This is a genomic window from Paenibacillus ferrarius, assembly GCF_002027705.1.
GTDB classification, from domain to species: Bacteria; Bacillota; Bacilli; order Paenibacillales; family NBRC-103111; genus Paenibacillus_E; species Paenibacillus_E ferrarius.
Genome location: NZ_MBTG01000022.1, coordinates 38,924 through 50,812 on the forward strand (window position 1 = coordinate 38,924; position 11,889 = coordinate 50,812).

At 46.5% G+C, this 11,889-nt stretch carries 10 protein-coding genes; 7 read left to right on the forward strand and 3 right to left on the reverse strand.

The genetic code is table 11. The annotated features are described in order from the left end of the window. Positions 1–69: 69 nt before the first annotated feature. The 3 genes from ftsX to BC351_RS22320 form a co-directional block, all read right to left on the reverse strand. On the reverse strand, positions 70–987 hold the full coding sequence (ftsX, locus tag BC351_RS22310; RefSeq protein ID WP_079415049.1) for a permease-like cell division protein FtsX: 918 nt from the start codon (positions 985–987) through the stop codon (positions 70–72). Then, complete coding sequence (gene ftsE, locus BC351_RS22315) at positions 977–1,663, reverse strand: cell division ATP-binding protein FtsE (RefSeq protein WP_079415051.1); 687 nt, start codon at positions 1,661–1,663, stop codon at positions 977–979. The genes ftsX and ftsE overlap by 11 nt, the downstream gene beginning before the upstream one ends. Positions 1,664–1,865: 202 nt before the next feature. Then, complete coding sequence (locus BC351_RS22320) at positions 1,866–2,891, reverse strand: LacI family DNA-binding transcriptional regulator (RefSeq protein WP_079415053.1); 1,026 nt, start codon at positions 2,889–2,891, stop codon at positions 1,866–1,868. 362 nt (positions 2,892–3,253) lie between these two features. On the opposite strand from BC351_RS22320, the gene BC351_RS22325 reads away from it, so the two are divergent. From BC351_RS22325 to BC351_RS22355, 7 genes are all read left to right on the forward strand, one after another. Beyond that, positions 3,254–5,356, forward strand: coding sequence for an amylo-alpha-1,6-glucosidase (locus tag BC351_RS22325; protein ID WP_079415055.1), 2,103 nt, complete (start codon positions 3,254–3,256; stop codon positions 5,354–5,356). Positions 5,357–5,388: 32 nt separating this feature from the next. Next, positions 5,389–6,681, forward strand: coding sequence for an ABC transporter substrate-binding protein (locus BC351_RS22330; RefSeq protein ID WP_079415057.1), 1,293 nt, complete (start codon positions 5,389–5,391; stop codon positions 6,679–6,681). A gap of 77 nt (positions 6,682–6,758) precedes the next feature. Then, on the forward strand, positions 6,759–7,658 hold the full coding sequence (locus BC351_RS22335) for a carbohydrate ABC transporter permease (RefSeq protein WP_079415059.1): 900 nt from the start codon (positions 6,759–6,761) through the stop codon (positions 7,656–7,658). Between the two features lie 16 nt (positions 7,659–7,674). Further along, positions 7,675–8,508, forward strand: a complete 834-nt coding sequence (locus BC351_RS22340) for a carbohydrate ABC transporter permease (RefSeq protein WP_079415061.1) — start codon at positions 7,675–7,677, stop codon at positions 8,506–8,508. 149 nt (positions 8,509–8,657) lie between these two features. Next, positions 8,658–10,100, forward strand: coding sequence for a VanW family protein (locus BC351_RS22345; protein ID WP_079415063.1), 1,443 nt, complete (start codon positions 8,658–8,660; stop codon positions 10,098–10,100). A gap of 132 nt (positions 10,101–10,232) precedes the next feature. Beyond that, positions 10,233–10,952, forward strand: coding sequence for an HAAS signaling domain-containing protein (locus BC351_RS22350; RefSeq protein ID WP_158082192.1), 720 nt, complete (start codon positions 10,233–10,235; stop codon positions 10,950–10,952). A 3-nt stretch (positions 10,953–10,955) separates the two neighbouring features. Continuing rightward, a complete protein-coding gene (locus BC351_RS22355; RefSeq protein WP_079415067.1) occupies positions 10,956–11,852 on the forward strand; it encodes a DUF4097 family beta strand repeat-containing protein in 897 nt (298 codons plus the stop codon). The last annotated feature ends 37 nt before the right edge of the window (positions 11,853–11,889 follow it).

An 11,889-nucleotide genomic window follows, 5' to 3' on the forward strand; every position in this document is an offset into this window, starting at 1 on the left:
TCAAGATTCGACGCCGACTATACTTCCAGAGAAGCTTCGTTATCAAAGTCGGTTTTTAAAGCTACCTTGTTAGACGCGGAGGAATTTGCGGACGGAGATTAGGGAACCCCAGACGCCAATTACCATTCCAATACCTAATAACAAAACCACCATCGTAGGAGCAATTTTGCCAAAAGGCGTTAACTGAATCATAAGCAAATTCAAATTCAATGAGCTCGTGTTGAGCAGTTCCCAATACCCGCCTAAGATAAGCCCAGCCGGAATGACGGAACCGATAAATCCAAGTAATGCACCTTCTATAAAGAACGGCCAACGAATAAACGAATTCGTTGCCCCCACCATTTTCATAATCGAAATTTCTTTGCGTCTAGCTAAAATTGTGATTTTAATCGTATTGGCAATCAAGAAAACAGCCGTAAACGATAATAAAATAACGATTCCGAATCCTATCCAACGTACGATTTGTGTCACCTTAAATAAGGCTTCAACCGTTCCTTTGCCATAATTCACTTTGTAAATAGGCTTTGGATCTTTGCCGACATTCAGCGCGCTGATCTGATCTGCAACCGCGGCCACATTCCTTGGGTCATCTACTTCTATCGTGAAGGCATCATTCAGCGGATTATTGTCCCCCTCGAATCCATCCAGCAGGGCCTTGCCGCTCTCGCCAAGCTTCTGGCGCAAATAGACTAACCCTTCTTCTTTGGAGACGAATTTAATGCTCTTGACCTCATGAATCCCTTGAATCTGCGTTTTCAGCGTATCAATTTGCTCTTGCGAAGTGTTGACTTCGAGATAAACATTAATTTCTACTTGATCTTCGATCTGAGCCGCAATATCATTCACATTCAGCGTGATGAGCACGAAAATACCCAGAATCAATAATGAGATGGCAATAGAGCTGATCGAAGCGAAGGTCATCCAACCGTTCCGAACAACATTTTTGGTACCTTCCCTTAAATGACGTGCGACTGTACTAATCTTCATAGCCGTATTCCCCCCGCAACTGGTCACGAGCAATAAGGCCACTCTCGATTGCAATCACTCGCTTGCGCATCGTGTTCACGATTTCTTTGTTATGCGTAGCCATGACAATCGTTGTGCCGCGGAAATTAATTTCTTCCATCAGCTTCATAATGCCCCATGAGGTTTCAGGGTCGAGATTGCCTGTCGGTTCATCGGCGATGATGACAGAGGGGTTGTTGATTATTGCCCGGGCAATGGCTACACGCTGCTGTTCGCCTCCAGAAAGCTGTGAAGGCAGCGAATTCGCCTTGTCCTTCAGCTTTACGAGCTCAAGCACTTCCATTGTGCGCTTCTTGATTTGTTTCTTCGGCGCTTCAATAACTTCCATTGCAAAAGCTACATTATCAAAAATAGACAATTTCGGCAGCAAGCGGTAATCCTGAAAAATAACGCCGATATTGCGGCGCAGATAAGGAATCTTTCGCTGCTTCAGTTTTTCTAAATTAAATCCATTCACAAAAATTTGGCCTTTGGTCGGCCGTTCTTCTCTATACATCAACTTCATAAATGTCGATTTACCTGCGCCGGAAGGTCCAACAACATAAACGAACTCGTTGCGGTCCACTTTTACACTAATCCCTCGCAATGCATGAGTGCCGTTGGAGTACGTTTTCCATACGTCCTGCATTTCGATCACAATATCACATCCTAATTAGTTAGATAGCCTTTATCCATTCGACACAAAAGCGGATAATCCTTCTAAAATCGTTTCGAATTTTATGGTGAATACCGTCATTATATCATTATCTTGCAGATTTAGAGAAATTCAGCGCCAGTCATTTCAAGCACTAAAACCATACTATACGCAAAAACCGCCCTGTATAGGACGGTCCTGTTCGTTATTTGGTTGCATTTTTGGGTGCTGCTACACTAGCTCGGATAAGAAGTTCGGTAGGAAGTACCAATTGTTTGGTAACTTGGCGTCCTTCCAGCATATCAATAATCATCTGGGCAGATTGATAACCGATTTCATAGGGGTTTTGGCTAACCGTCGTTAACGTAGGAGAACAAAACGCGGAAATGCTGATGTTGTCGAATCCGGCAACAGAGACGTCACCAGGAATATCAAGCCCAAGCCCGCGGAGCGCTTGCATCGTCCCCAGAGCCATAATATCGCTGGCGCAAAAAATAGCGGTTACGTCCGGATGCTGGGACATCAGCCTATAGGTAGCATCACGTGCTCCCTCATCCGAGAACCCTCCGTCGAGCACCAAATCCTGCTCAAAAGCGATACCTGCTTGCTTCAGCGCTTGCTTGTAGCCATCCAGCCGCTTAATGCTGACATCCGCTTGCTCATGACCATTCACGAGCGCCACCTTGGTATGGCCTTGTTCAATCAAGAACTGTGTCATGCGAGCCGCACCTTGAATATTATCCGAGGTCACATAGCCAACGTTGCTGTTCTTGAAAGGAATGTCGATCAGTACACAGGGCAGGCTTGAAGTGACAATTTCTTTCAAATAAGGGTCGTCCAGCCGAATGCCCATAATAATAACGCCATCTACCCCGCGTTCCTGACAGAGCGCTTTGTAAGACTTTGCCGCTTGCTTCTGCGGAGTCGTACTGAATAAAATCAGATCGTAGTTCAGCTCGCCAGCCCGATCGTTCATGCCACAAAGAATTTCAAACGCTATGCTGTCCTTGGAGCTGCTGCGAGTAATGCCGGAAAGCAGAAGTCCGAGGGTCTGGGTTTTCTTCGAGATTAGGCTGCGTGCTGCCATATTAGGACTATAACCAAGCTCATTAGCAATAAGCTGAATCTTTTTCCGGGTATTATCATTAACATCATCGTATCCGTTAAGCGCTCGAGATACCGTCGTGACGGACACGCCTGCTTCTCTGGCAATATCTTTAATTGTAATCATTCGTAGCGTGCTCGCTCCTCATCCAAAACGTTTTGGAGTGTATTTTGCGGATTTTTATATAATTTCTATATTAATATATTCCCCTTCCAGTTTCAATCTTAATTATCAAACGATGTAAACGCTTAAAAAATGTATAAAAGGGATTGAAAATGGTTACAGCGTTATGTATAATCAAAAATGTAGTTTACCAAAACGTTTCGGAAAACATTCATTGGCTTATTTTTGAAAATTGGAAAAGAAAATTTATCGGGCTTATCCCCTTTTGATTTTAATTTCCTTTTCTTTTTAATCGCACCCGAAACGTTTCGGAAGGATAAGAATTGTAAATTCATCAAGAATAACAGAGAAAAGGGGTGGCCCGAATGGATTACCGCGTCATCAAGGAGAATGATCTATTCCTCATGACCGATAAAACCGGCGATATTCCAGCAGGGAATACTGCAGGACACGGTTTATATACGAAGGATACCCGCTTTTTAAGTGGGATGGAGATTCGTATTAACGGCATGACGCCGATTCTGCTTAGTTCTTCCGCAGGAACGAACTATATCGCCACCATTCGTATGACTAATCCTCATATGGAATCGGATGGGCAGTTGATTCTTTGGAGAGAGTCCATTGAACTGGAAAGACAACGTTTTATTTATGAAGGCGCTTTATACGAAACGATTGCCTTCACGAATTTTTATCCTAAACCGGTCGCTTTCGACTTTACGGCTCGCTTCGAAAGCGACTTCGCTGACATGTTCGTCGTTCGAGGCTTCCAGAACGGAACATTCGGCGAACTGCTTCCGGACATTCAGGACCCTCAGAAGCTGGTCAAGCGCTACAAAGGGACCGACGGTGTCGAGCGTCAAACCCATATCGGCTGGGATCGCAAAGAAACAACGGTTCAGGAAGACAGCACAGTAGCGTTCACGTTTGAGCTGGCTCCCAAAGAGCGGCAGTCCGTGACCTTCTTCATCGCTCCTTATATCGATGGCCAAGGACCTGAACAAGTACCTGCCGAGCAGGCAATTCAACAGCTGAAAGCTTCTTATCAAGAATGGGACACGAACACTACTTCCGTAGAAAGCAATCTTCCGCTGTTCGATCATCTATACGATCGCGGACTGCAGGATTTGCGCGTGCTCCTGACCGACCTCGGGCATGGACAATTTCCCGTTGCCGGACTGCCTTGGTATGCCGTTCCTTTTGGACGGGACAGTTTAATCGCCGCGCTGCAAATGCTTTCTGCCGAGCCGAATGTGGCCAAAGGCACCTTGTTAACCCTAGCCTCTTATCAAGGGACCAAACATGATGTTTGGCGTGATGAAGAGCCTGGCAAAATTATGCACGAAATCCGCTACGGCGAGCTGGCGCTAACGAATCAAGTTCCGTTCACGCCTTACTACGGAACCATTGATGCAACACCTTTATTCCTGCTTCTTGCAGCAGAATATGTGCAATGGACCGGTGATACGGCACTGATCGAGCAGTTGATGCCGAACATCGAGCAAGCCCTGAACTGGATCGACGTGCATGGCGATGCAGACGGCGACCGTTTCGTGGAATACTACCAGAAATCATCCAAAGGTATCGCCAACCAAGGTTGGAAAGACTCCGGTGATTCCGTCGTACACAGCAACGGCGATTATGCCAAAGCGCCAATTGCGCTTGCTGAAGTCCAAGGCTACGTTTATCATGCCAAAGTGAAACTGGCACCGATCCTTCGCCAGCTTGGCAAAGAAGCGATGGCGCAGGAGCTCGAAAGCTCCGCAGAAGAGCTTCGCCAACGCTTTGAAGCGAGCTTCTGGATGGAAGAAGAAGGCTTCTACGCGATTGCGCTGGACGCTGACAAGAAGCAAGTTCAATCCGTGACGACTAACCCGGGTCATGTTCTTATGTCCGGCATGCTGCAGCCGGATCGCGCCGCAGCCGTGGTACAAAGGCTGGTAGCTCCTGACATGTTCAGCGGCTATGGCATTCGCACGATGAGTACGGAATCAGCTGGCTACAATCCGATGAGCTATCATGACGGCAGCATTTGGCCGCACGACAATTCACTTGTACTGCTCGGCATGAGCCGCTGCGGCTACAAAGCCGAAACGATGCAAGTCATCGAAGGCTTAATGAAGGCTGCTGAAAGTTTCGAATACCATAGACTGCCTGAATTATATTGCGGATACGACGAATCTATTGGCGAGCCTGTGCCTTATCCAGTCGCTTGTTCTCCGCAAGCTTGGGCAGCCGGCACTCCACTCGTATTTCTGCAAACGATGCTTGGTATTGAGCCTGACACGCTGGGCAGTACCATCCGTTTAAACCCTGTGCTTCCATCTGGCATGACGGACCTTACCGTCCGCAATATGACAGTGGCGCAAGGCAAATTGAGTCTATCTATTCAACTGAGCCCGCAGACGAAGACCCCGGTAGTCCAAGTATTGAACAATACAACAGGGCTTCAAGTGATTCACCATTCATAAATAGCTGTTTATAAAAAGGGAGGCATTTACTCATGAAAAAATGGCTTACTGGCATTTCACTCGCTGCTGTATCATCCATGATCGTTATTTCCGGCTGCGGCAGCCAAACGAACAACGCATCTCCATCCCCTGCCGCGACTTCCGCTGGGACAGCAGAACCTGTCACCATCACTTTGAATGGCTGGGGCTCCAGCCCGGAAGAAACAGCCTTGTTTCAACAAGTTCTGAAAGATTTCCAAGCCAAACATCCGAACATTACCGTTAAATTTGACGTTATCGCGGATCAATACATGGACGTGATCAAAACACGTTTAGTCGGTGGCGAAGGCGCTGATGTCTTCTTCCTGGATGCTTTTGAAGCTCCTGGCCTCATTGCCAAAAACGTGCTTGAACCGCTTGATAGCTATGTCAAACCTGAATTTGACGTGGCTGATTTCGAAGAACCGCTTGTGAATGCCTTCAAAGGGAAAGACAACAAAAGCTATGGCTTCCCGAAAGATACCTCAACATTAGCGCTTTTCTATAATAAAAAAGATTTTGCAGACGCAGGTATCACGAAGGTTCCTACCACTTGGGAAGAGCTTCAAGATGCAGCTAAAAAGCTTACCAAAGCAGACGGCGGCAAAGTCTCCCGCTTCGGATTCGGCGCGGCGCCTGAGCTCGCTCGCCAAATGTTCATGATCCAGGCGGCTGGCGGCAAAATATCCGACGATAATGGCAATGCGGCTTACGCTTCTCCTGAAGCTTTGAAAGGGCTGCAGCCTGTTGTCGATATGCATTTGAAAGATAAATCCGCAGGCGAGCCAAAAGATTTGGGCGCTGGCTGGGGCGGCGAAATGTTCGGACAGCACAAAGCGTCCATGGTTATTGAAGGAAACTGGGCAATTCCGTACCTGCAAACGACATTCAAAGATCTCGACTTCGGTACAGCTGAAGTCCCTACCACGTTCGGCAAAAAAGCGACAATGGCTTACACCGTTGCTTATGTCATGAACAAAAGCTCGAAACACAAACAAGAGGCATGGGAACTCATTTCCTATCTCACTGGCAAAGAAGGCATGAAAACTTGGACTAGCAAAGGCTTAGCGCTGCCTGCCCGCAAATCCGTATCGAAAGAACTCGGATTCGACAAAGACCCGCTTCGCGCTGCTTTGGTTGCCGGCAACTCCTACTCCATTCCTTGGCAAGCCAAAGAAACATTGCCAACCATTATGAACAACTTCAACAATCAGTTTATTTCCGCTTATCAGGGCAAAGTAACCTTGGAAGAAGCACTTAAGAAAGCGCAAGATACTGCCAACAAGGAAATTGCTGCTGCGAAATAATTAAATACAGCATAGTAACCGTAAAAGAGGAGAGCCTTCCTCTTTTACGTATTTTACAGGAAAGGGGGAGCTTTATAATGAAACGACGCTGGAACCGCCGCAAATGGCGGGACGTGATTTCGGGATATTTGTTCGTTTCTCCGTCTCTGCTTATACTTGGCGCCTTCTTCTTGCTGCCTATTCTGTATGCCGTGTTCCTCTCTCTACATAAGGTGGAACTGCTAGGCGGCGTCAGTTACAAATTCATCGGGCTTCGCAACTTTGCTCGGATCGCAGATGATGACCGTGCCTGGATAGGACTCCGCAATACCGTTGAATATGCCATTTATGTCGTTCCGATACAAACCATCGTCGCCATGCTGATGGCTTCGGTACTGAATTCAAAAATTAAGTTTCGCAATTTCTTCCGAGTTGTTTATTTTATGCCGACGATCACTTCATCTGCGGTATTAACGCTCATTTTCATGTGGCTATATAAATCCGATGGTTTATTGAACGATTTGCTCAACCTCGTAGGTTTGGACAGCTACAACTGGCTTGGAGACCCAAGCGTCGCCCTCAAAGGCATTATGATCATGAATATATTTTCCACAGCGCCTCAATTTATGGTTATTTACTTGGCTGCGCTGCAGGATATTCCCGATACGCTATATGAAGCAGCTGAACTGGATGGTGCTGGCACCTGGCGCCGATTCATCTCAATTACAGTGCCCATGCTCAAACCTGTGACATTCTTCGTCGTTACGATGGGGTTGATTGGAACCTTCCAGCTTTTCGATCAGGCCTATATCATCTCTAACGGCTCTGGCGGACCTGATAATTCTACGTTGACCCTTGTCCTGCTGATTTATCAATATGCCTTTAAGAACTTAGACATGGGCTACGCTTCCGCTTTGGCCTTCATGTTAACCTGTGCCATCATGGTTGTGACATTGATTCAGCGCAAGCTGTTCGGCGGCGAAGAGAAATTGAACTAGAAGGGAGAGACCCAATATGGAAGCAACCAAATCCCGCGCCTTCGCGCGCGTGTTAACCTATCTCATGCTGGCTTTTTATGCGGTAATCACCATCATTCCGTTCTTGTGGGCGCTCTCCGCTTCGTTCAAGACGCTAGCGGAAATCTCTACAACCGGATTATCGTTTATTCCCAAGCATTTCACACTCGATAATTACAAATATATCTTCACAAGCGAGCAAATGTTCCCGCGCTGGTTTCTAAACAGTGTTATGGTGGGCATCTCCGTTACCCTGCTCAATTTGCTGCTGAATTCTCTGGCCGGGTATTCCTTAGCCCGCTTTGACTTTCCTGGCAACAAACTTATTTTCTTCTTTATTTTAACGATTCTAATGGTGCCGGATAAAGTTACGCTCATTCCGCAATATTTGATCATCAAAGACCTAGGATGGCTGAACAGCTACCGCTCTTTGATCATTCCAGCCGCGGTGCAAGCGACTTATATATTCATGATGCGCCAATTTTTCATCAGCTTCCCTAAAGAATTAGAAGAAGCAGCAGAGATGGATGGCATGAGCCGTATCGGCATGTTCTTCCGGGTAGCGCTTCCGCTGGCCGGACCACCGCTCGCTGCTATGGCGATCTTCACCTTCATGGGCTCATGGAATGAATTCCTGAAACCATTGCTCTTCATGTCAGAGCGCGCTATGTTCACCCTCCCGCTAGGGTTGAATACATTCAAAGGCCAATACATTTCTTATTGGAACTATATCATGGCAGCATCCATGGTCTTCACGCTGCCAGCCTTGCTAGTGTATGTGTTCGGCAATAGGTTCTTCATCAAGGGCATTACCTTTACAGGAACCAAATAAAGCGAAATACGAAACCGTCGAAGCTTCTTTTCGGCGGTTATTTTTTTATCAAGCTTGAGCAGATGAGGCAAGTACTAAAATCTCTTGATGAACGATACATATGGTAGTACAGGCCCGAGACTAATTCATAAGTAAAGGAGCCGCTGTACATGCCATTTCAAATCAGAAAAATTATCTTCTATGTGTCGATCATTCTTGGTGCGTTTGGCGCCATTAGCATCGCTTTATATATGTATGGCTCTCAAACTACCCTCCCGCCGAACTTCTCTGTCGCAGGCTGGCGTGTTGGAGATATGCGTTACGAAGCCTTTCAACAGCAATACAACAAGCGTCTTGAGCAGCTCTTAGCCTTTCCTATTCAAATAGACACCTCTTATCCCGATATTCCCAATCGACAGTTAACGTTAGGCCAACTAGGCATTCATTATCAAAATGAGGCGCTTGAGCAGTCGCTGAAACAGCTTTTTGACAGCTCGCCATTTGAGCGAATAAAAGCTCGCTGGTCGCTTCGTCACGCGGATATTCCTCTCGAGGTTACGGTCGATGAAGCGCAGCTCGTCAAAGCTGTCAAAGAAGCCTGGAGCGCGCTTTATGCCCAGCAGCCAACTCCCGCCAAGAGAATCGTCACCGCACAAGACTCGCTAACCTATGAAAAGGAACAAAACGTGCTGCGCGTCGACATCGCTCACCTGCTCGAGCATTTGCAAGAAATCGCTCCTTCTATTTCGTATATCAACAATACCGCACCCGTGCGCCTGACACTTCCTTTGTATGAGCAAAGTCCAGCTATAACGGTTGAAAGCTTGACACAGCAAGGCATTGATGGCAAAATATCGGAATTCACAACCTCGTTCCCTTTATCCGGGGAAGGCCGCATTCATAACATCCGTTCAACTGCCGCATCTATTCAGGATTTGCTTATGGCACCGGGAGAAACGTTCGATTACAGCAAAATCATTGCACAAACCGAGGCGAAATTCGGTTATAAAGAGGCGCCTGTCATTCTGAACGGCAAATTGGTGCCTGGCATTGGGGGCGGCATTTGCCAAGTGTCATCGACCCTTTATAACGCTGTTCTGCGAAGCGGACTGGAAATCGTCGAGAGGCGCAATCATTCGCTTCCTGTCAGCTATGTTCCATTAGGCCAGGATGCGACTTTTGCCAATGGCTATATCAATTTCAAATTCCGCAATAATACGGACGCTTTTGTATTAATACGCACGATCACAACGGAGCAAGCAGTTACCGTGAAGCTTTTTGGGCATATGACCCCCTCCATTTCCTATGATATCGACTCTACGATTATTGAAACTATTCAACCTCCAATCAAATACTTGCACAACCCTAGCCTTCGTGCGGGGGCGACCCAAACGATCAGTACGGGTAAAGTTGGGTATAAGGTTGAAACGTATCGCACCAAAAGAGAGAACGGCATAATCGTGGAGAAAAAGTTGATTTCCAAAGATCAATATTCGCCTGTACCCACTTTGATCGCTGCAAATCAAGGGAATATCAAGCCCGAGGATGGCAACCAGACTGAGTCCAATCAACCTCTTCTGGAGGATGGCGTGAAAGGGCCAGCATTTCGCTAATTACCGAGGTCATGGTCCCTACGAGCAAATATGGATAAAAAAAGAAAAGGTCATGTGACTGTAGTTACTAGGTCATTATGACTTTTTTCTATTATGATTAAAGTACGAAATAGCAAACAAGGAGGTTTGACGATGAGCAAAATCGATTACTTCAAAGAACTCCACTATCGACTGCGCGGACTTCCCGAGAAGGAGCGCCAAAATATATTGTCTGTCTATGAAGAATTATTTCAAAAAGCACTTGAGAACGGGAAACATGAGGACGACGTGGCCCAGTCGCTAGGCTACCCGCGCGTACCTCAATGGAATGGGCAGAAGGAAGCGCCAAGCAGCCATAAGGAGCCAGCAGGCAGCACATTCACTGAGCCCGTAGAGAAGAAGGCTTATGTCCAGCAAGAGCCAATACCCACACCGCCACCGGCACCTACCAAGGCCCCTGAAGCGAATGGGTTTCCGCCCTATACACCGCCTTATCAAACGAACCCGTATGCAAATAATGCTCCTTACCCTTATCCGGTGAAGCCAGAGACAGGGATTAAGGCGATTATTGTCAGCATTGGACTTGGTTTTTTCAACCTTATCTTCATCGTTGGGCCATGGTTCGCTGTGTTATCAACCCTGGTCGCATTGTTTATTTCAGGGTTTGCGCTAATTATCGCACCCATCATCGAAGTTCTCACTGCCTTTACGGGAACCTTCGACAACGATATGCGCTTTATCGGATTCGCCATGCTCGCTTTATTTGGCCTAGGAATTATTCTAACAACGTTCAGCTCCTGGCTGTTCAAAGTATTCTTCAAACTCACTTGGACATATATCCAATTCAATGCCAAATTGATAAAGGGGGCGTAAGCCATGAAACGTGGACCTAAATTTTTCTTGCTGATTGGTTTTGCCTGCTTGGCCATTGGGCTTATTGGAACAGCTGTCTCTTTCAAAAGCGTCGACCTGAACGAGGGAATAGCCAACATCGATATCGAAAAGAAAATTTCCGCCGCTAACATCGATACGTTAATTCTCCAAAATGATATCTCCGGGATCACCTTTGTTCCGAGCAATTCGGATGAAATTAAAGTACACTTGGTAGGAACAGTAGGGGAAAAGGCTGCCAAGGATTGCGTCATTGATGCAGCTACGGAAGGAAATAACGTGTGGCGGGTAAATGTTGCTACGCATAAAAAAAATCAAATTAATATTGGCATTAGTTTGTCCGAGTTAAAAAGCCTGATTGCCAGTCGCGGCAAACAGCTAAAAACAGAAATCTCCCTTCCCGATAAAATGTTCAAAGCTATCACCATTTCTTCTGATACAGGAGCTATTCATCTCAAAGAAATCAAGGCGGCAAGCTTGGAAGCATCCACAGATACAGGCAATATTTCTATAGACCGTTATGAAGGAAAGCAGCTTAATCTACGAACGGATACAGGAAGCATTACCGTCGACAATGGTCAGGGCAATGTGGCTTTAAGAACAGATACCGGTAGTATTACAGCGAAATTAAACGATATCGGTGATTCCGTTTCGCTGCAATCGGACGTAGGCAGCATTCGCCTTAAATTGGATCCCGCTCCGAAGAACGCAAGTTTTGATTTAAGATCGGATATAGGCAATGTTAATCTAACTATCCCAGGTGTAAATATGGAGCGCAACGAGAATAGTGGGCGTCATTCGGCCAAAGGTGCCATCGGTGATGGCAGCAAACAAGTGAAAGTGCAAACCGATACGGGTTCCATCTCAGTAACCAACAACTAATAATAAAGCCTTCATTCCCATCGAAACCGATGAGTTT